Genomic DNA, 19,002 nt, shown 5'->3' with positions numbered 1-19,002 from the left:
GAAGGTTGGGATGACGGGCAAACCGCACCAGCTTAAAACCGGCGATAACTGCGCTGCGCCTGGCTCACTTTATACAGATAACGACGCGATTCCGCCGATGGATGGTTGGTGGTCAGCGTCTGGTAAACTTCCGTCGGCGACATACTATTTATTGACGAGAACGCGCGATCCTTATCGCTGGAGAACACGCGCAGCACGCTGCCCGCACCGCCGTTGTAGGCCGTAATCACCGCATAACGCCGTGATGTCGGATCCTGTATCCCACCTAAATAACTTCTCTGCAGCAGCGATAAATACGCGGTGCCCGCATCAATATTATTCTCAGGATCAAGCAGATAGCTGCGGCTTGGTTTGCCGCCTTTGCCCTTCATGCGGAACACATCGACACCGGCGGTATGCTGCACCACCTGCATCAGTCCCAGCGCATCAGCATGGCTCACCGCATACGGGTTGAAGCTCGATTCAATCTGCATAATAGCCAGAATCAGTGACGCATCGACGCCATATTGCTCAGCGGCTTTACGCACCATCGGCAGATATTTGTGCGCACGCTTGTCGAGGTGGTTGGGCACCATCGGAATGGTAACCGACCAGATGACGTGCAATCCGGAGGTGCGTTTCTGCAGTTTGTTTTGAATCAGGTAATCAGCAAAGCTACCGGCGCGGCCCTGCCAGCGAATCGGCTGGCCGGTATTATCCAGCACCTGGCCGTACAGCAGCGGCTCTTTACTGATTTGAATATCGTTGGCATCGGAGTAGAGATCGACATTGCCCGGATCTTCGCCAATCAACAGCGTGGTGATGATCGCCTGACGCAGGCTGGCCATCGGATCGGTGCCGGAAATGGTCTCAATGGTGATGCTACCGCTGTCAAAATTGATGTGACTGCGGGTGTAATAGCCGTCGCTATATTTGACGTAATCTTTCGGTCCGGCGATCAGAACTTCATTGATTCCCCAAATGTTTTCAATATTGTGGGCAAACTGACCCATCAAAATATCAAAACCGTTGGTGTCCTTGACCCACTCTTCATGGTACTGCGATTTTTTTTGTCCGGAGCAGGAGACCAAAAGTGGTGCAATCACCAAGAGCGCTATCAGTTTTTTATTCATTGTTAATGCGTGCCTGAATCGAAAAAGAGGGCCTCAAAGGGAAGCCCTGAACGGTTATTTTTCTGGCGGGGTGTAACCTTCAATGTGCACATCTTTGCCTTCGAACAGGAAATTGATCATCTCCTTCTCCAGCACTTTGCGATCTTCCGGGTTCATCATGCTCAATTTCTTCTCATTGATCAGCATGGTTTGCTTGGACATCCACTGCTGCCAGGCTTCTTTGGAGATCTCATTAAAGATGCGCTTACCCAGCTCGCCAGGATAGAGCTGAAAGTCCTGACCCTCAGCGTCGCGTTGCAGATAAGTACAAAAAATGGTGCGGCTCATTACTCTTCCTCTTCGGTCGCGTCTGCTCGACGCGTAAGCTGCTGGGGATGGCGCATTTCATGCAGCAAGCGCTCAACCGGCGCCGCCAAACCCACTGACGGTGGTTGCGCTAAGTTATACCAGAGACCGCCCGCTTCATCCATCAGCGACCCAGCGGAAGGCCATGCGAGCCACATAGGCACAATGTCTAAGTGGAAATGGCTGAAGGTGTGGCGGAATGCGGTGAGCTGCTGCGGTTTGGCATGAATGCCGCGCTCGGTTAGCCAGTCAGTTAGCGCTTGCTCAGTTGTAAACTGCGGAAAGCAGAACAATCCGCCCCACAGGCCAACCGGCGGACGCTGCTCTAACCACACATCATCACCATCCTGCATCATCAACATCCAGCCACTGCGTTCTGGCAAAGTCTGCTTAGGTTTCTTGCCGGGATATTCAGCCCAGCTGCTGTTGGCATAAGCAACGCATCCGCTATTGAGCGGGCAGATTTCGCATTTAGGGCGTGAGCGAGTACATACTAACGCGCCAAGGTCCATCATCGCCTGATTGAACTGGCTGACGCCTGCCGCTGGCGTGACCTCTTCGCTGATCTGCCACAGCCGTTTTTCAACGTCCTTTTTACCCGGCCAGCCGCCCACCGCGTAGCAGCGCGCCAGCACGCGTTTTACGTTGCCATCCAGAATCGGGAAGTGCAGACCCAGCGACAGCGACAACACCGCGCCCGCAGTCGAACGACCAATGCCCGGCAGCGCCGCAACATCGTCAAAGTTACGCGGGAACTCGCCGCCGTGCATCTCCACCACCTGTTTCGCGGCTTTGTGCAGATTACGCGCACGCGCGTAATAGCCGAGACCGGTCCACAGATGCAGCACTTCATCCAGCGGCGCAGCCGCCAGATCGGCCACCGTTGGGAAGCGCGCCATAAAGCGTTCAAAATAGGGAATGACGGTAGCAACCTGGGTTTGCTGCAGCATCACTTCAGAGAGCCATACCTTGTACGGCGTTTTCTCCTGCTGCCACGGCAGGGTTTTGCGACCAAAGCGCTGATACCAATCCAGCACTTGTTGCGCGAACGTCGGCGCTTGCATCATAAGAAGGAAATTTTCCGTGTTTACTCTACAATCAGGCAGGAATTCCAGCACAGAGACCTCAGGGTGTAAACCGGAACATTGCAAAGGCTTGCTTCTGCTTCCTAACTTTGCATAATGCCCGTTTCCCAGAACAGGCTAACCAGCAGGCTTCAACATGATTAATGACGTCATCACCCCAGAATTTGATGAGAACGGGCGGCCATTACGCCGTATCCGCAGTTTTGTGCGCCGTCAGGGGCGCTTAACGAAAGGACAGCAGCTCGCGCTCGATAATTTATGGCCGGAGATGGGCGTGGAGTTCCAGCAGGAGCCGCTGGATCTGGTGACGCTGTTTGGCCGAGACGCGCCGGTGGTGCTGGAGATCGGTTTCGGCATGGGCGCCTCGCTGGTGACCATGGCGCAGAATAATCCGCATCAGAACTTCCTCGGCCTGGAAGTGCATGCGCCGGGCGTGGGTGCTTGCCTGGCATCGGCGAAGGAAGCGGGCGTGGAAAACCTGCGCGTGATGTGTCACGACGCGGTGGAAGTGCTGCAGAAGATGATTCCGGATAACTCGCTGCGTATGGTGCAGCTGTTCTTCCCGGATCCGTGGCACAAAGCGCGCCATAACAAACGCCGCATCGTACAGGTGCCGTTTGCTGAGCTGGTGATGCGCAAATTGAAGCTGGGCGGCGTGTTCCATATGGCGACCGATTGGGAAGCCTACGCCGAACATATGTTGGAAGTGATGAGCAGCATCGACGGATATAAAAATCAGTCGGAAAGTAACAATTACGTGCCGCGTCCAGAAACGCGTCCGTTAACCAAGTTTGAGCAGCGCGGGCAGCGACTGGGCCATGGCGTGTGGGATCTGATGTTTGAGAGGGTGAAATAATGGCCGTACAGCGTAGCCGTCGTTTGCGTAAAAAACTGCATATTGATGAGTTTCAGGAATTAGGTTTCTCCGTCGCCTGGCGTTTTGCCGAAGGCACCACCGAGGAGCAAATCGACGCCACTGTTGATCAGTTCATTAATGAAGTGATCGCGCCGAATGGTCTGGCGTATGACGGCAGCGGTTATCTGGTGTGGGAAGGTTTGGTGTGCTTGCAGGAAACCGGCAAATGCACTGATGAGCACCGCGAGCTGGTGCGTAAGTGGCTGGAAGCCCACAACCTGACCGATGTGCAGGTGACTGAACTCTTCGACGTTTGGTGGGACTAATATACTGCTCTTCTGAGTAATCGCTTCAGGCTAGCTCACTTGCTATTTTGGCACCGGGCAGTGCGCGCATTCCTCACGTACTAATGTACGCTCCGGATGCTTGCGGCTTCCCGCCACCAAAATCGCTGCGCCGCCGACGCCTGACCTGTACGAAAGGCAAGGCATCGGCGGTTTTTCGTTTATGGGAGATTTCATGGTTCGTAAGGCACTTATCGCCGCGCTGCTGCTGGCGGCAACTCAGGCTCAGGCTGCATACGAGTGCAGCGTCAAGCCACAGGATGATGTGATCATTAAACCGCAGAGCGTGCAGGTGGTGGGAACCAACGGCAACCTCGAAATCACTCCGCAGGGCGATGTGCAGTTCAATGGTCAGAAGATCAACGTGGATAACGCCGCGCGCCAGAAAGCCATCGATTATCAAAACGCGCTGCGTCGCGATTTGCCGTGGATCGATAGCGGCGCGACCTCGCGTCTGGAGCGCAGCCGCGTGGCGCTGGATAAAGTGATTGTCGAGAAGCTCGGCGAGAACAGCAACGTACGTAATCGCCTCACCAAGCTGGATGGTCAGCTTAAGCAACAAATGAACCGCATTATCGAGCATCGTCCAGACGGTTTGACCTTCCATCATCAGGCCATCGATCAGGTGCGCGCGGAAGGCGAGAAGCTGGTGCAGAGCACGCTCGGCGGCATCATGCAGGATAGCCTCAACGAAATGGGCAGCAGCCAGGCGGCAAATGGCAGCAATCCACTGCAGGCGATCATGGGAAACCTTGGCGGCCTACAGCAGTCGGTGCAGGCGGAATGGAATAAGCAGGAACAGGATTTCCAGAACTTCGGCCACGAAGTGTGTAACCGCGTTACCGTGCTGGAAGATCAGCGTAAAGGCTTGATGCAGGGCGTTAAAGGTTAAAAAACTAAAAGGCCGGTTTCCCGGCCTTTTTTACTCACTCATCTTCGCTTAAGAACAGCTCCAGCAGCGAGTTCAGGAACAGTTTCCCTTTCTCTGTAATTTGCCAGTTCTCAGTGGTTTCCACCACGTATCCCGCACTTATCGCCGCATCAATTTGCGGGCGAATCACCTGCTCATCCATGCCGGTATAGCGACGGAAATCGGCGCGCGGTGCCGCTTCCAGCAGGCGGAAACGGTTCATAAAGAATTCGAACGGTTTGTCGTTCTCGGCGACGTCGTGCTGCTTATCGAGATAGGTGCCTTTCATAAAGCCGCGCGGATGACGGGTTTTCACCGTACGCACAATGCGACCATCGGCCTGCGTCAGCTTGCCGTGCGCGCCACAGCCAATGCCGAGGTAATCACCGAAACGCCAATAGTTGAGATTGTGCTCGCAGCGATAACCCGGTTTGGCATACGCCGAGGTTTCATACTGCTGATAACCCGCAGCGCTCAGTAGTTGATGGCCTTGCTCAAAGATATCCCACAGCGCATCGTCATCCGGCAGTTTGGGCGGACGCGAACCGAATAAGGTATTCGGCTCAATCGTCAGCTGATACCACGACAGATGTGGTGGATTGAGCGCAATCGCCTGGCGTAAATCATCCAGCGCTTCTTCCAGTGACTGATCCGGCAAGCCGTGCATCAAGTCGAGGTTAAAGCTGCGCAGGCCTAAACCTTCCGCCAGCTGTGCCGCGCGCACCGCTTCTTCCGGCCCGTGAATACGGCCAAGGCGCTCCAGCTTCTGCGGACTGAAACTCTGCACGCCAATCGAAATACGATTAATACCGGCTTTCTGGTAGCCGCTAAAGCGATCGGCTTCCACGGTGCCTGGATTGGCTTCCATGGTGATTTCCGCCTCGGCCGCCAGCGGCAAACGCGCACGCACGCCGTCCATCAGCATCTGCATTGCATCGCTGCTCAGCAGGCTTGGCGTACCGCCGCCGATGAAAATAGTGCGCACTTCACGCCCGCCGGTCAGCGGCAAATCCTGTTCGAGATCGTTAAGCAGGTGCTGCACATACTCAATGTGCGGCACCTCGCCTTTTAACGCGTGAGAGTTGAAATCACAATACGGACACTTCTGCACACACCACGGAATGTGGATGTACAGGCTTAAAGGAGGTAACTCAGGCATTGCGCATTGCTTCCAGTAGCAGCGTCAATGCTTTACCACGGTGAGAGACGGCGCGCTTTTCGTCTTTACTCAGCTCTGCCGCCGTTTTACCTGATTCAGGGACATAGAAGATGGGATCGTAACCGAAACCGCCAGCGCCCGCTGCCGCACGGGTAATTTCGCCGGCCCAGCTACCGTGGAACACCAGCGGCGTTGGATCGGCGGCGTGACGCACGTAAACCAGCACGCAGTGGAATTGCGCCTGACGTTCGCCATCCGGCACCTTTTCCAATGCTAGCAGCAGCTTATCCAGATTTTGCTGATCGCTGGCATCAACGCCCGCATAGCGCGCGGAGTAAATTCCCGGCGCGCCGCCCAGCGCATCGACCGCCAGACCGGAATCGTCGGCAATCGCCGGTAAGCCGGTGATCTCCGCCGCATGGCGCGCTTTCAGAATGGCGTTTTCGATAAAGGTCAGGCCGGTTTCTTCCGCCGACTCAACGCCGAGTTCGGTTTGCGCCACGATATCAAGCCCGAAGGCCGCTAACAGATCGGCCAGTTCACGAACTTTGCCCGGATTACCGGTCGCGAGAACAACTTTTTGCATAACAGTTCCAGATAGACGAATTACAGCAAATACCAAAGACCTGGGAACAGGTCCATGCCGAGGAAATTCAGCGCGTACAGCACCAGAATCACAATCATGGCAGAGAAATCGATACCGCCCATCGCCGGCAGAATACGGCGAATTGGCGACATCAGCGGTTCAGTCAGCTGCATCAAAACCTGATCCACCGGGCCGCGACCCTGGCTGATCCAGCTCATCAGCGAACGAATGATGATCACCCAGAACACCAGATAACCGGCGGATTTCACCAGCGACAACAGGCCAACCAGCAGGTTGGTGGGATCAACCGAGAACACGCCAACCTGAATCAGCAGCAGGATCGGATATTTCAGCGTCGTCAGCACAAAGGCCAGCAGCAGCGATGCGGTATCAATCGGCCCAATTGCCGGAATCACGCGGCGCAGCGGCTTGATAATCGGTTGGGTGATCTTCACGACAAACTGCGCCAGCGGATTGTAGAAGTCACAGCGCGACCACTGCATCCAGATGCGCAGCAGCAGCACCATCACGTACAAATCGATCAGCGTTTTGACTAAAAACGTCAGTGTTAACATGAGGTTCCTCAATTATTGTTGTGAAGGTCGCGCATAATCCCGCGCGCCAAAAACGGCGGTGCCAATACGCACCATCGTGCTGCCCGCGGCGATAGCCGCGTCCATATCGTCGCTCATTCCCAGAGAAAGCGTATCGACGTCAGGATAGTCCTGTTTTAAGGTTTGAAACGCGGCGGCCATCTGCTGACACACCGCCAGTTGCCGCGCGTAGTCTGACTCTGGCGCCGGAATCGCCATCAGCCCACGCAAGCGCAAATTCGGCAGTGCGGCGATCTGCTGCGCCAGCTCCGGCAACGCCTCCAGCATGATGCCAGATTTGCTGTTCTCGTCACTGATATTTACCTGAATTAACACGTTGAGCGGCGGCAACGACGCCGGGCGCTGATCGTTCAGGCGCTGCGCGATGCGCTGGCGGTCAACGGTGTGGCACCAGGCGAAGTTTTCCGCCACCAGACGGCTTTTATTGGATTGCAGCGGGCCGATAAAGTGCCATTGCAAATCAGGATGTGCGGCCAGCTCAGCCACTTTTTCAACCCCTTCCTGCACGTAATTTTCACCGAACGCTTGTTGTCCAGCGGCAATGGCTTCTGCGACCGCGCTCGCAGGTTTGGTTTTGCTCACTGCAAGCAGCGTAATTTCTTCTGGCGCGCGGTCGCAACGTGCGGCGGCAGCGGCGATACGCTCACGCACTTGCTGTAAGTTGTGCTCAATGGAAGTCATAGTCAGGAGAAGTTAAATGGAGTTGGATGAAATTGTGGCCCTTAGTGTAAAGCATAACGCCGCCGATCTGCACCTTTGCAGCGGACATTTGCCGCACTGGCGGCGACAAGGCGTGCTGGAGCCGATTCCGCAGCAGAGCGCGCTGGATGGCGGCTGGCTGGAAGCCTTTATGCAGCAGTGGCTCACGCCACCGCAACAGGCCGAGCTGGAGGAGAATGGCCACGTTGACTTTGCCATCACCCTTGCCAGCAGCGTAAGGCTACGCGCCAACCTCTTTATGCAGCGTCACGGTTTATCGCTGGCGCTGCGGCTGATTGCCAGCCAGGCGCCCGATCTCAGCAGCCTGCATTTGCCGGAGGTGGTGAACCAGCTGTTACAGCTGGAAGAGGGGCTAATTTTAATTACTGGCGCCACCGGCAGCGGTAAATCCACCACCCTGGCGGCGATGGTGGATTGCCTGAACCGCCAGCAGGCGCGGCATATCCTGACGCTGGAAGATCCGATTGAGTTCGTGCATCACAGCCAGCGCTCGCTGATTCAGCAGCGCGAGGTCGGCGCGCACTGCGCGTCGTTTCAATACGGGCTGAAAGCGGCGCTGCGTGAAGATCCTGATGTGATTCTGCTCGGTGAATTGCGCGACAGTGAAACGATCCGTTTGGCGCTCACTGCGGCAGAAACCGGGCATCTGGTGCTGGCTACGCTCCATACGCGCGGCGCAACCCAGGCGGTCGATCGGCTGGTGGATGTGTTTCCCGCCGAGGAGAAAAACCTGGTGCGAACCCAATTAGCGGGCAGCCTGAAAGCGGTGCTGGCGCAACGTTTAGTGCCGGCGAAAGCGGGCGGGCGTGTGGGTTTGTTTGAAGTATTGGTGGCGACGCCGGCGGTGGCGAATTTGATTCGTGAAGGCAAGATGCATCAGTTGCCTGGCGTGTTGCAAACCGGTGCGCAGGCGGGCATGCAGACCTTTGCCCAGAGCGAGCAGGCGCGGCAGTTGGCGGGGATGATTTAACATGTTGTTATATCGGTCGCCATGAATGGCGACCCTACGAAAATGCGGGCTTTAATGCGTATCAAACCAATCTTCGAGGATGATCACTGCAGATTGGGAATCGACCTGGCCTTTCTGCAACGCTCGAAAGCCGCCGCGTTCAAATAGGTCGGCACGCGCTTCGACGGTGCTCAGACGCTCGTCCTGTAGCTCGACGCGAACGCCAAAGCGGCCATGCAGGCGATTGGCGAACTTACGTGCGCGCGCGGTGAGCTCCTGTTCGGTGCCATCCATATTCAGCGGCAAACCCACCACCACATAATCGGGCTGCCACTCTTTCAGCAGCTTTTCGATCAGCTTCCAGTCCGGCGTGCCATCCTGCGCTTTTAGCGCCGTCAGCGCGCCGGCAGTGCCCGTTAGCTGCTGACCGACCGCAACACCGATGCTTTTGGTGCCGAAATCGAAGCCCAGTAAGGTTTCACTGGCCATCAGGCGTGTCCTGCATCTGTGGCAATGTTGTGAATATCGACACCTAAACCGCGTGCCGCTTCACGCCAGCGCTCAGCGATGGGCGTCTGGAACAGAATATTGATGTTAGCCGGCGAGGTGAGCCAGGCATTCTCCAGCAGCTCATCCTCAAGCTGACCTTTTTCCCAGGCGCAATATCCCAGCGCCACCAGCACGTTATCGGGCTGTGAAGTGGTACCAATCGCTTCCAGCACATCACGCGAGGTGGTGATCACCGTGGTGTCTGAGATACGAATGCTCGAGGAGTAAATGTGCTGCGCCGAGTGCAGGATGAAACCACGATCTTCCGCCAGCGGACCACCGGCAAACACCGGCTTGTCCAGTTTAATGGCAGGATCGCGTTCGGATGCGCTAATTTTTAGCTTTTTCAGAATGCCTTCGACCGTCAGGTTATCCATCGGCTTATTGACGATCAAACCCATGGCGCCATCTTCATTGTGCTCGCAGATATAAACTACCGAGCGTTTGAACAGTGGGTCCTGCAGCGACGGCATCGCAATTAAAAAATGATGCTGTAAATTCATTATCACTCGTATACCAAAAATAACCGGCGCAGCCGCGGCAGCGCCGGTTTTGGGTGTTCACGGAGTGGAGACTCCGACGGCATCAGCCCAGGCGTTTCTCAATGGCATCCATCAGCATGCCAGTGATCGATATCGGGAACGCGGCCTCGATTTCACGTACGCAGGTTGGGCTGGTCACGTTAACTTCAGTCAGTTTATCACCGATGATATCCAGGCCGACAAAAATCAGCCCTTTAGCTTTCAGCGTTGGGCCGACGCGACGCGCAATTTCCCAGTCGCTGTCACTTAGCGGACGCGCTTCACCACGGCCACCGGCCGCCAGGTTGCCGCGCGTTTCGCCGCCTTGCGGAATACGCGCCAGGCAGTACGGCACAGGTTCGCCATCCACCACCAATACACGTTTGTCGCCATCTTTAATCGCCGGCAGATAGTTCTGCGCCATGCAGAAGTTCTGGCCGTGATTGGTCAGAGTTTCAGTGATCACGCCGAAGTTGGGATCGTCCTGCTTCACGCGGAAGATCGATGCGCCGCCCATGCCGTCCAGCGGCTTCAGGATCACGTCGCCATGTTCCTGCCAGAAGGCGCGCAGCTGCTCTTTATTGCGTGTGACCAGCGTATCAGGCGTCAGGTCGGCGAACCACGCGGTATAGAGCTTCTCGTTGCAGTCGCGCAGGCTCTGCGGTTTGTTAACGATCAGCGTGCCTTGCTCTTCTGCACGTTCCAGCAGGTAAGTAGCGTAGATAAATTCGGTGTCGAACGGCGGATCTTTACGCATCAGCACCACGTTAAGATCGGCCAGCGGGATATTCTGCTCGCTGCCAAACGTGTACCAGTTGTCGTAGTTCTGCTCAACGCTCAGCAGACGGGTGCGCGCATAGCTCACGCCACCGCGCAGGGAGAGATCGCTCATCTCCATGTAATGAATTTCGTAACCACGGCGCTGTGCTTCCAGCAACATGGCGAAGCTGGTGTCTTTTTTAATGTTGATGGACGAAATGGGGTCCATAACGATGCCAAGCTTAATCATTATTCTCTCCTAAATGGGGAAGCAACTACCCCGAAAGCGTTGTGCTGTGAAGTTACGTTCGAACCCGAAAGTATCGCTTAACCGAGGTCACCAAACCTCACCTGAAGTGCCGTAATGGCGGTGAGTGCGGTGGTTTCGGTGCGCAACACGCGTGGTCCAAGCAGAATATCGGTAAAACCCTGCTGCGCAGTCATGGCAATTTCTTCGGCGGTTAAGCCACCTTCCGGGCCAATCAGCAAGCGCAGACGCTCAACCGGCTGCGGCAATGTGTTGATGCTGTGGCTGGCGCGAGGATGCAAATTGAGCTTCAAACCGTCTTCGGCTTCCGCGCACCAGGCTTGTAACGTCATCGGTTCGCGAATTTCCGGCACACGATTACGGCCGCACTGTTCACAGGCGGCAATCGCGATTTTCTGCCATTGCTGAATCTTTTTCGCCAGTCGCTCGGCATCCAGCTTTACGCCGCAGCGTTCAGAAAACAAGGGCGTAATCACATTCACGCCAAGTTCGATCGATTTCTGGATAGTGAATTCCATTTTTTCACCGCGCGACATTACCTGGCCGAGGTGTAAATGCAGCGGGGATTCACGGTCATCAGCCTGACTGGCAAGGACCCTTACTTTTACACGCTTTTTATCAGCCTGGGTGATTTCGGCGCTAAAAGTCAGATTACTGCCATCAAACAGCTCAATTTGCTGACCGGCCGTCATGCGCAGCACGCGTCCAACATGGTTAGCGGCATCCTCATCGAGGAAGACGTCACTGTTAACTTCGAGAGATTCGGGATGATAAATGCGAGGTATACGCATGCGGTTCCTGCCAGCGTTATGCCGTGTCAGCAGACACGGCGCAATCGAAAAAAGTTAGTGTAGGGTAGCGCTTTTAGCGCTGGCAAGCCTGCTGTACGTAGGAATTGTGATTTCCCTGCACTTTGGCGATGCGATTGTCGCGCTCGCACTCCCACGTCGTCACCGGATATTGCTTATCCCACGCGGTAAACAGCTGGGTTTGCTGGCGCGACAGGCGCAGATGATATTGGTCGCGCATATAGAAGTAAGTGCGGGCAATGGCGCCACGCGCACGCTCCGGCGGCTGCGCCAGTTTCTGCTTAAAATCAACCTTCATGCTGCATTGACCGTACTGCTGTTCGCCGCCGTTCCACTGGCTGTACTGGAAGTTATTGCGGTCGCCGTTTACCTCACCAATCGCGGGCTGCAGGTTGTGCAGATCGCTTTCGATGCGACGGTAATCGGCATCCTTGCTGCAGCTTTTGCGTCCGCCGTTCTGCCAGCATTGACGCTGATGGCCGAACTCCCATGCGGGCATCACATGTTCCCACTCAATACGTTCGGCGCGATTGGCATTCTTACGCACGCTGTAACCGCAGCTGTTTAAATCGGGCACGCCCTTTTTGCCGTGCCAGCTGATTTTGCAGCCGCAGTAAAAGTCGGCGGGCGCATCAGCGTTGATCTGCGCGGCATAAGTTTTGGCCTGACTAAAATTGTTTTGATGATAGTGAGTAAAACTGAGGCTATAAGCGCTAAGCGGGGCAACTAATAAGGTAAGTAACAGCAGCGTTTTGCGAGACATATTCCAAAAATTAACCTGGTCCTGAAAAAGGGCGGCAGGGTAACAGAATGATGACGTACGGGATATGAGATTAGGCTATGTTGCTGAACTATATTACAAACTATATTGCTAAACTATTTCGATAAAAACTCACCGGGTTGCAGCAGCGATTTGCAGTGTACGCAGCGATATTCGCTTTCACCGCGCAGCACGCGGTTATGGCGACGTACCGTAAGCTGATGCTGCTGGCAGCTGCAGCGATAGGGAAAGGTGTTGCTGCGCACCGAGTCGATTTCAAACTTGTGGGTGCGACGTGCAGGCACACCCAGCACGCTCTCCATCATCCATTTCCACTCTTTGCCGTGCGGCGGCACGCGGCCAAAGGTTTTCCACACCAGCAGATGCGCCAGTTCGTGCGGCACTACTTCATCAACAAATGCCTGCTGATTCTCCAGCAGCAGCACCGGATTGATGCGGATTTCCCACCTCTCCAGCCATGCGGTGCCCGCAGCGGTACCGCGCTGCTGATAGATCAAAGAGGGCTCATCAAATCGGCGTTCCAGCTTTTCGTTAGCCAGCTGCAAATAATGGCGTAGTGAACGCATGACGGCTTGCTGTAAGGCGATGGGAAGGCGTGGTGTTTTCATGTGGGGCAGCATAAAAGGTTGCAGCGGTTGAATCAACTGAGTGTGCAGCGGTCACCCTAAATGGCGAACCTGTAAAAAAGGGCTGCCAGTTGGCAGCCCTTGCATTCGCTTATCGGGATTACTTTTGACCGATATCGCGCAGTTTTTTGCCCTGCATCAGGTTGCGCTCGATGTGCTCCAGCGAGACGTTTTTGGTCTCTGGAATCAGCGCCAGCGTCAGCAGAATGAAGAACACGTTCAGACCGGCGTAAACCCAGAAGGTTGGCGCGTTGCCCAGCGTATTCAGCATGGTCAGGAAGGTGGCACCAACGATCATGTTGGCAATCCAGTTGGTCGCGGTGGAAACCGTGATACCGAAGTCGCGGCCTTTCAGCGGCTGAATCTCGGAACACAGGACCCAAATCAGCGGACCGGCAGACATCGCAAAACCAACGATAAACATCAGCAGCATCGCCACCGCGAAGTACTGCGCTTCTGGCGAGTGAATGCCAATGTGCAGCATGGTGCCAAGGATGCCCATACCAATCGCCATCACCATGAAGCCCAGCACCAGCGTTGGTTTACGGCCCCAGCGATCCACCAGACCGATAGCAATAAAGGTGGCCAGAACGTTCACCAGACCGACAATTACCGTGCCCCACATTTGCTGCGTGGTGTTGGCGAAGCCAGCGATTTCGAAGATCTTCGGCGCGTAATACATGATGACGTTCATACCGGTGAACTGCTGCATTACCTGCAACAGCACGCCAAGGAACACCGCGCGGCGGAAGTTGCTGTTGCTCTGGAACAGCTGCCAGCCTGACTGTTTGATTTTCAGGCTTTCACGGATTTCATCCAGCTCGCGTTTTGCTTGCTCGCTGGTATCACGCAGACGCGATAACACGCGCTCAGCACTGCGGAAATCACCTTTAGCCGCCAGCCAGCGTGGGCTGTTCGGCAAGAAGAATACCCCGATGAGCAGCAGCACCGCTGGAATGGTGATGATGCCCAGCATCCAGCGCCATGCGCCAGCATCACTGAACGCGGTATCGGAGAGATACGCCGCCAGAATACCGATGGTGATCATCAGCTGGTACAGCGAAATCATGCTGCCGCGAATCTTCTCTGGCGCGATTTCAGAGAGATACAGCGGCGCGGTGTAAGAGGCGACACCAACGGCCAGGCCAAGCACCACACGTGCGGCGATCAGCATTTCCGGGCTGGTTGCGCCGGCAGACCACAGCGAACCGATAACGAACAGAATCGCACCGGCCATCAGGCTTTTTTTACGACCGAGACGCGATGACATCCAGCCGCTTCCCACAGCACCAACAGCAGCACCAAACATCATTGAGCTGACGATCCACTCTTGCTGATGTGCGGTGACGTTGAAGTCTTTCGCGATGAAAGGCAGCGCACCGGCGATCACACCGATATCCAATCCAAACAGCAAGCCGGCCAGCGCCGCTAAAAAGCAGACAAACAAGGTCATGACCTTATTTGAAGTTCTGCTCTTATTAGTATTACCAGGCATGAAGCCTCCAAAGTTTATCCATCGTTGTTGTTATCAATGTTATGAAACCTGTCGGCGGAAAAAAGTGAGTAAGATCACATCAGTGTAATCGGTTACACACGCTGAAACCCTGCAATCCAGCATTTTCCGCCCGAAATAGTTACGTAACCAGTAAGGTATAGCACCCTTTAAGTTTCTGACATCGCACTAAATACCGGCAATCAGAGGACGCTGAAAATAACGCATTTTCACGTTAATAACTACGCTGAAAAATCTCTAAATTGCCGATTGTTAATGGATTTCAAAATGTAATCGTTATCACCAAGTTGTAAGCGAGGTGAAAGAAGTGTAGACAGTGGAGAAAAATGTGCCTGCCGATGCAAAGCCATAAAAAAAGCCCGCCTAAAGCGAGCTTTTAAAATCAATCTGACATATTGCAGCGTCTCCCTCTCCCGTGGGAGAGGGCCGGGGTGAGGGCATCAGCCCGCAGAGGAGTCTGTTACTTCAAACCCGCCGCTTCGCGCAGCTGCGCCGCTTTATCAGTCTGCTCCCACGGGAAGTGCTCACGACCAAAGTGACCGTATGCAGCGGTCTCTTTATAGATCGGTTTCAGCAGATCCATCATCTGAATCAGGCCGTATGGACGCAGGTCGAAGAACTCGCGTACCAGCAGCGTCAGCTGCTCGGTAGAAACTTTCTCGGTACCGAAGGTTTCAACCATGATGGAGGTTGGCTCAGCCACGCCGATGGCGTAAGAAACCTGGATTTCACAGCGGTCAGCCAGGCCAGCCGCGACGATGTTCTTCGCCACATAACGTGCGGCGTAAGCGGCAGAGCGGTCAACTTTTGACGGATCCTTACCTGAGAACGCGCCGCCACCGTGACGCGCCATGCCGCCGTAGGTATCAACGATAATTTTACGACCGGTCAAACCGCAGTCGCCCATTGGACCACCGATGACAAAACGGCCTGTTGGGTTGATGTGGTATTTGGTGCTGGCGGTGATCCACTCAGTCGGCAGAACCGGCTTGATGATCTCTTCCATCACCGCTTCACGCAGATCGGCGGTGGTCACATCTTCAGCATGCTGAGTTGACAGCACAACCGCATCGATACCGACAATTTTGCCGTCATCGTACTGGAAGGTGATCTGGCTTTTTGCATCCGGACGCAGCCACGGCAGTGAACCACTTTTACGCACTTCAGCCTGACGCTGCACCAGACGGTGCGCGTAGGTGACCGGCGCTGGCATCAGCACATCGGTTTCGTTGCTGGCGTAGCCGAACATCAGGCCCTGATCGCCCGCGCCTTGTTCCAGCGGATCGGTACGGTCAACGCCCTGATTGATGTCTGGAGATTGCTTACCAATCGCGCTCAGCACTGCGCAAGAGTTCGCATCAAAGCCCATATCGGAATGGACATAGCCGATTTCACGTACGGTATTACGGGTGATCTCTTCGATATCCACCCAAGCGCTGGTGGTGATTTCACCGCCAACCAGCACCATACCGGTCTTCACGTAAGTTTCGCAGGCCACGCGCGCTTTAGGATCCTGCTCGAGGATCGCATCCAGCACGGCATCGGAAATTTGGTCAGCGATTTTATCAGGATGTCCTTCTGATACGGACTCAGATGTAAAAAGGTGTTTAGCCATTCTGTTCTTTACCTTAAAAATGGTTTGAATACGACTGCATAGCGTAAGCGGGATCAGACCAACTCGACGCCCCTTCAGGCAAAGCCGCAAGCAGTGGCAGCGAGAGCATTAACTCACACCGCCTGGATGTTAATCAGTTTAGATGGAAAACCATCTGGACGGCTATTCTAGGTTACTCAGTGAGCACTTTTCCAGTGCTTTTTCCGATCCCGCATTTTCCGCAACATCATAAGTGGAATCATTTCCTGACACCGCGCGCAGTTACTGACAAAGATTTTGCAATTTACCCCGCGTGGCTGTATAAAACGCCGCTGCTGTCGACCACAGCCGCAAAGGATGACGCCGCCGTGCGTCGCGCCGTCAGATGCCATTTAATCTGACCTTCACCCAAGCCGTTTCTCGCATGCTTTAAGCAGGCGATGGAGGTGATTAAAGTAATGAACCACTCTTTCTCTCGCTTTGGTTCACTGCGCTGTTGCGGCGCGCTGGCACTCCTTTCACACTGCAAACCCGTTCTTTTCTCCTATCGACGTTGTGTTCATTCTCCCGACACGCGCGCCGGTTAACATTTTTCTGCATCTATTACTGCATTTCGCTGTCTACAGACCGTGGAAGTCTCAGGCTATTTGCCCCGACTTCGGTGCGGTGTTTTACACTTAAAGTCAGCTTTGTACATTGCAACCTTACAGAGGCAGCAAGCAGGATGAGGCAATTTTTACCTGGCGCCACCATGACAAAACTCGGTAACACATTCATATTTAAACGGAAAATTGAGGTTCGCGATGTCTGACGACATGAAGAATATCAAAGGTTCGTCAGCTGGCGAACAAGGTGTACTCCGCTCCATGCAGGAGGTGGCAATGAACGATCAGGAAGCGAGCAGAATGCTGCGTACCTACAATATTGCCTGGTGGGGAAACAATTATTACGACGTCAACGAGCTGGGGCACATCAGCGTGTGTCCCGATCCGGATCAGCCGGAAGTGCGCGTTGATTTAGCGAAACTGGTGAAAGAGCGCGAAGCCGACGGCCAACGTCTGCCAGCGCTGTTCTGCTTCCCGCAGATTCTCCAGCATCGTCTGCGTTCGATTAACGCCGCCTTCAAACGCGCACGTGAATCTTACGGCTATAAAGGTGACTACTTCCTGGTTTACCCGATCAAGGTGAATCAGCATAAGCGCGTGATTGAGTCGCTGGTCAACTCTGGCGAACCGCTGGGCTTAGAGGCCGGTTCGAAAGCCGAGCTGATGGCGGTGCTGGCCCACGCCGGTAAAACCCGTTCGGTGATTGTTTGTAACGGCTATAAAGACCGCGAATACATTCGTCTGGCGCTGATCGGCGAAAAGCTCGGTCACAAAGTCTATCTGGTGATCGAGAAGATGACCGAGGTACGTCTGGTGCTGGAAGAGGCCGAGCGCCTGAACGTGATTCCGCGTCTTGGTATCCGCGCGCGTCTGGCGTCGCAGGGCTCGGGCAAGTGGCAGTCGAGCGGCGGTGAGAAATCGAAGTTTGGTCTGGCGGCATCGCAGGTGTTGCAGCTGGTCGACATTATGCGCAAAGCGGGTCGTCTCGATAGCCTGCAGCTGCTGCACTTCCATCTTGGTTCGCAGATGTCCAACATCCGCGATATCGCCACCGGCGTGCGTGAGTCGGCGCGTTTCTACGTTGAACTGGCGAAGCTGGGTGTCAACATCAAATGTTTCGATGTGGGCGGCGGTTTGGGCGTGGACTATGAAGGAACACGCTCGCAGTCAGATTGCTCGGTCAACTACGGTCTGAATGAATACGCCAACAACGTGATTTGGGCCATCGGCGATGCCTGTGAAGAGAACGGTCTGGAGCATCCAACCGTGATCACCGAGTCAGGTCGTGCGGTGACGGCGCACCACACCGTGTTGGTGTCCAACATCATTGGTGTTGAGCGTAATGAGTTCAGCACGCCGGTGGCACCGGATGCCGATTCACCGCGTCCTATTCAGAGTTTGTGGGATACGTGGCAAGAGATGCACGAACCTGACGTGCGCCGTTCGCTGCGCGAATGGCTGCACGATAGCCAAATGGATCTGTTCGACATCCATACCGGTTATTCTTCTGGCACCTACGATCTCGGTCAGCGCGCCTGGGCAGAGCAGCTTTATCTGAGCATCTGCCACTATATTCAGCAGCATCTCGACCCAAGCAACCGCGCGCATCGCCCGATCATTGATGAGCTACAGGAGCGTATGGCGGATAAGATTTACGTCAACTTCTCGCTGTTCCAGTCAATGCCGGATGCGTGGGGCATCGATCAGCTGTTCCCGGTGCTGCCGCTGGAAGGGCTGAATAAGATGCCGAAGCGTCGCGCGGTATTGCTCGACATCACCTGTGACTCCGATGGCACCATCGATCACTACGTCGATGGCGATGGCATTGCCACCACCATGCCGATGCCGGAATACGACATCGACAATCCGCCGATGCTCGGCTTCTTTATGGTGGGCGCGTATCAGGAAATTCTCGGCAACATGCATAACCTGTTCGGTGATACCGAAGCGGTTGATGTGTTTGCGTTCCCGGATGGCAGCGTGGAAGTGCAGCTGTCGGATGAGGGCGATACCGTAGCGGATATGCTTGAGTACGTGCAGCTGAATCCTAACGATTTGATGACGCTGTTCCGCGATCAGGTAACGCAACAAACGGATATAGATGAAGAGCTGCGCGCGCAATTCTTGTCTGAATTCGAGAGTGGCTTGTACGGTTATACCTATTTAGAAGATGAGTAATTAATTGTTCTTAAACCGAGCTCGCAAGGGCTCGGTTTTCGCTTTTCCTGCTATATCCGCGCCTGGCAACAATAATTTAATTTGATTTGTGAAGACGATCACCTTTGGCTTATTTGTAA

At 54.8% G+C, this 19,002-nt stretch carries 20 protein-coding genes; 5 read left to right on the top strand and 15 right to left on the bottom strand.

Features of this window, described 5'->3' with window-relative positions; all coding sequences use genetic code 11:
- Positions 1-32 precede the first annotated feature (32 nt).
- The 3 genes from mltC to mutY are packed head-to-tail and all read right to left on the bottom strand — an operon-like array spanning position 33 to position 2,524.
- Positions 33-1,112, bottom strand: coding sequence for a membrane-bound lytic murein transglycosylase MltC (gene mltC, locus AC6I8A_RS16100; protein ID WP_008107227.1), 1,080 nt, complete (start codon positions 1,110-1,112; stop codon positions 33-35).
- Between the two features lie 54 nt (positions 1,113-1,166).
- Entirely contained in the window at positions 1,167-1,439 is a 273-nt protein-coding gene (locus AC6I8A_RS16095; protein ID WP_007890330.1) for an oxidative damage protection protein, read from the bottom strand.
- Entirely contained in the window at positions 1,439-2,524 is a 1,086-nt protein-coding gene (gene mutY / locus AC6I8A_RS16090) for an A/G-specific adenine glycosylase (RefSeq protein WP_256697340.1), read from the bottom strand. The genes AC6I8A_RS16095 and mutY overlap by 1 nt, the downstream gene beginning before the upstream one ends.
- Positions 2,525-2,678: 154 nt before the next feature.
- Between mutY and trmB the strand changes: the two genes are divergently transcribed.
- The 3 genes from trmB (at position 2,679) to AC6I8A_RS16075 (ending at position 4,634) form a co-directional block, all read left to right on the top strand.
- Positions 2,679-3,398 carry a tRNA (guanosine(46)-N7)-methyltransferase TrmB gene (gene trmB / locus AC6I8A_RS16085; protein ID WP_008107230.1) on the top strand — a complete coding sequence of 240 codons (720 nt, stop codon included), beginning with the start codon at positions 2,679-2,681 and terminating at the stop codon, positions 3,396-3,398.
- Complete coding sequence (locus AC6I8A_RS16080) at positions 3,398-3,724, top strand: YggL family protein (RefSeq protein ID WP_008107231.1); 327 nt, start codon at positions 3,398-3,400, stop codon at positions 3,722-3,724. The genes trmB and AC6I8A_RS16080 overlap by 1 nt, the downstream gene beginning before the upstream one ends.
- 193 nt (positions 3,725-3,917) lie before the next feature.
- A complete protein-coding gene (locus AC6I8A_RS16075; protein ID WP_256697339.1) occupies positions 3,918-4,634 on the top strand; it encodes a YggN family protein in 717 nt (238 codons plus the stop codon).
- 34 nt (positions 4,635-4,668) lie between these two features.
- Here AC6I8A_RS16075 and hemW read toward each other — a convergent pair whose 3' ends face one another.
- The 4 genes from hemW to AC6I8A_RS16055 are packed head-to-tail and all read right to left on the bottom strand — an operon-like array spanning position 4,669 to position 7,692.
- Positions 4,669-5,811, bottom strand: coding sequence for a radical SAM family heme chaperone HemW (gene hemW / locus AC6I8A_RS16070; protein ID WP_497818771.1), 1,143 nt, complete (start codon positions 5,809-5,811; stop codon positions 4,669-4,671).
- Positions 5,804-6,397: an XTP/dITP diphosphatase gene (locus tag AC6I8A_RS16065; RefSeq protein ID WP_265299192.1), complete on the bottom strand. Its 594-nt coding sequence runs from the start codon at positions 6,395-6,397 to the stop codon at positions 5,804-5,806. The genes hemW and AC6I8A_RS16065 overlap by 8 nt, the downstream gene beginning before the upstream one ends.
- 20 nt (positions 6,398-6,417) lie before the next feature.
- Positions 6,418-6,972, bottom strand: coding sequence for a YggT family protein (locus AC6I8A_RS16060; RefSeq protein ID WP_008107240.1), 555 nt, complete (start codon positions 6,970-6,972; stop codon positions 6,418-6,420).
- A 12-nt stretch (positions 6,973-6,984) separates the two neighbouring features.
- A complete protein-coding gene (locus AC6I8A_RS16055) occupies positions 6,985-7,692 on the bottom strand; it encodes a YggS family pyridoxal phosphate-dependent enzyme (RefSeq protein ID WP_497818770.1) in 708 nt (235 codons plus the stop codon).
- A gap of 16 nt (positions 7,693-7,708) precedes the next feature.
- Here AC6I8A_RS16055 and AC6I8A_RS16050 point away from each other — a divergent pair, with 16 nt between their 5' ends.
- Positions 7,709-8,701 carry a type IV pilus twitching motility protein PilT gene (locus tag AC6I8A_RS16050; RefSeq protein ID WP_497818769.1) on the top strand — a complete coding sequence of 331 codons (993 nt, stop codon included), beginning with the start codon at positions 7,709-7,711 and terminating at the stop codon, positions 8,699-8,701.
- Between the two features lie 51 nt (positions 8,702-8,752).
- Here the strand turns inward: AC6I8A_RS16050 and ruvX are convergent, their stop codons facing one another.
- From ruvX to metK, 8 genes are all read right to left on the bottom strand, one after another.
- Complete coding sequence (gene ruvX / locus AC6I8A_RS16045) at positions 8,753-9,169, bottom strand: Holliday junction resolvase RuvX (protein WP_497818768.1); 417 nt, start codon at positions 9,167-9,169, stop codon at positions 8,753-8,755.
- The gene (locus tag AC6I8A_RS16040) at positions 9,169-9,732 is read right to left on the bottom strand and encodes a YqgE/AlgH family protein (protein ID WP_497818767.1); all 564 of its coding nucleotides are present in this window, start codon (positions 9,730-9,732) and stop codon (positions 9,169-9,171) included. Before AC6I8A_RS16040 ends, ruvX begins: the two co-directional genes overlap by 1 nt.
- A gap of 82 nt (positions 9,733-9,814) precedes the next feature.
- Complete coding sequence (gene gshB, locus AC6I8A_RS16035; protein WP_008107250.1) at positions 9,815-10,759, bottom strand: glutathione synthase; 945 nt, start codon at positions 10,757-10,759, stop codon at positions 9,815-9,817.
- A gap of 77 nt (positions 10,760-10,836) precedes the next feature.
- The gene (rsmE, locus tag AC6I8A_RS16030) at positions 10,837-11,568 is read right to left on the bottom strand and encodes a 16S rRNA (uracil(1498)-N(3))-methyltransferase (RefSeq protein WP_265299202.1); all 732 of its coding nucleotides are present in this window, start codon (positions 11,566-11,568) and stop codon (positions 10,837-10,839) included.
- A 73-nt stretch (positions 11,569-11,641) separates the two neighbouring features.
- The gene (gene endA, locus AC6I8A_RS16025; RefSeq protein ID WP_256697328.1) at positions 11,642-12,349 is read right to left on the bottom strand and encodes a deoxyribonuclease I; all 708 of its coding nucleotides are present in this window, start codon (positions 12,347-12,349) and stop codon (positions 11,642-11,644) included.
- 113 nt (positions 12,350-12,462) lie between these two features.
- Positions 12,463-12,975, bottom strand: coding sequence for a SprT family zinc-dependent metalloprotease (locus AC6I8A_RS16020; protein ID WP_256697327.1), 513 nt, complete (start codon positions 12,973-12,975; stop codon positions 12,463-12,465).
- 118 nt (positions 12,976-13,093) lie between these two features.
- Positions 13,094-14,488 (bottom strand): sugar porter family MFS transporter, encoded by a 1,395-nt coding sequence (locus AC6I8A_RS16015; RefSeq protein ID WP_256697325.1) that lies wholly within the window; start codon positions 14,486-14,488, stop codon positions 13,094-13,096.
- A 478-nt stretch (positions 14,489-14,966) separates the two neighbouring features.
- On the bottom strand, positions 14,967-16,121 hold the full coding sequence (metK, locus tag AC6I8A_RS16010) for a methionine adenosyltransferase (protein WP_061720231.1): 1,155 nt from the start codon (positions 16,119-16,121) through the stop codon (positions 14,967-14,969).
- 782 nt (positions 16,122-16,903) lie between these two features.
- Between metK and speA the strand changes: the two genes are divergently transcribed.
- A complete protein-coding gene (speA, locus tag AC6I8A_RS16005; protein WP_101761914.1) occupies positions 16,904-18,883 on the top strand; it encodes a biosynthetic arginine decarboxylase in 1,980 nt (659 codons plus the stop codon).
- The last annotated feature ends 119 nt before the right edge of the window (positions 18,884-19,002 follow it).

This window comes from Pantoea sp. X-Soil-ISGK-275 (assembly GCF_059730795.1).
This window is presented reverse-complemented; position numbering and strand designations above follow the sequence as displayed.

What these genes read in the sequence shown, in the direction of transcription:
- gshB (WP_008107250.1), bottom strand. Translation starts at nt 10,759, where the DNA reads ATGATTAAGCTTGGCATCGTTATGGACCCCATTTCGTCCATCAACATT.
- AC6I8A_RS16020 (WP_256697327.1), bottom strand. Translation starts at nt 12,975, where the DNA reads ATGAAAACACCACGCCTTCCCATCGCCTTACAGCAAGCCGTCATGCGT.
- AC6I8A_RS16040 (WP_497818767.1), bottom strand. Translation starts at nt 9,732, where the DNA reads ATGAATTTACAGCATCATTTTTTAATTGCGATGCCGTCGCTGCAGGAC.
- hemW (WP_497818771.1), bottom strand. Translation starts at nt 5,811, where the DNA reads ATGCCTGAGTTACCTCCTTTAAGCCTGTACATCCACATTCCGTGGTGT.
- AC6I8A_RS16060 (WP_008107240.1), bottom strand. Translation starts at nt 6,972, where the DNA reads ATGTTAACACTGACGTTTTTAGTCAAAACGCTGATCGATTTGTACGTG.
- AC6I8A_RS16055 (WP_497818770.1), bottom strand. Translation starts at nt 7,692, where the DNA reads ATGACTTCCATTGAGCACAACTTACAGCAAGTGCGTGAGCGTATCGCC.
- AC6I8A_RS16080 (WP_008107231.1), top strand. Translation starts at nt 3,398, where the DNA reads ATGGCCGTACAGCGTAGCCGTCGTTTGCGTAAAAAACTGCATATTGAT.
- speA (WP_101761914.1), top strand. Translation starts at nt 16,904, where the DNA reads ATGTCTGACGACATGAAGAATATCAAAGGTTCGTCAGCTGGCGAACAA.
- rsmE (WP_265299202.1), bottom strand. Translation starts at nt 11,568, where the DNA reads ATGCGTATACCTCGCATTTATCATCCCGAATCTCTCGAAGTTAACAGT.
- AC6I8A_RS16015 (WP_256697325.1), bottom strand. Translation starts at nt 14,488, where the DNA reads ATGCCTGGTAATACTAATAAGAGCAGAACTTCAAATAAGGTCATGACC.
- AC6I8A_RS16095 (WP_007890330.1), bottom strand. Translation starts at nt 1,439, where the DNA reads ATGAGCCGCACCATTTTTTGTACTTATCTGCAACGCGACGCTGAGGGT.
- mltC (WP_008107227.1), bottom strand. Translation starts at nt 1,112, where the DNA reads ATGAATAAAAAACTGATAGCGCTCTTGGTGATTGCACCACTTTTGGTC.
- metK (WP_061720231.1), bottom strand. Translation starts at nt 16,121, where the DNA reads ATGGCTAAACACCTTTTTACATCTGAGTCCGTATCAGAAGGACATCCT.
- AC6I8A_RS16050 (WP_497818769.1), top strand. Translation starts at nt 7,709, where the DNA reads ATGGAGTTGGATGAAATTGTGGCCCTTAGTGTAAAGCATAACGCCGCC.
- endA (WP_256697328.1), bottom strand. Translation starts at nt 12,349, where the DNA reads ATGTCTCGCAAAACGCTGCTGTTACTTACCTTATTAGTTGCCCCGCTT.
- mutY (WP_256697340.1), bottom strand. Translation starts at nt 2,524, where the DNA reads ATGATGCAAGCGCCGACGTTCGCGCAACAAGTGCTGGATTGGTATCAG.
- AC6I8A_RS16065 (WP_265299192.1), bottom strand. Translation starts at nt 6,397, where the DNA reads ATGCAAAAAGTTGTTCTCGCGACCGGTAATCCGGGCAAAGTTCGTGAA.
- ruvX (WP_497818768.1), bottom strand. Translation starts at nt 9,169, where the DNA reads ATGGCCAGTGAAACCTTACTGGGCTTCGATTTCGGCACCAAAAGCATC.
- AC6I8A_RS16075 (WP_256697339.1), top strand. Translation starts at nt 3,918, where the DNA reads ATGGTTCGTAAGGCACTTATCGCCGCGCTGCTGCTGGCGGCAACTCAG.
- trmB (WP_008107230.1), top strand. Translation starts at nt 2,679, where the DNA reads ATGATTAATGACGTCATCACCCCAGAATTTGATGAGAACGGGCGGCCA.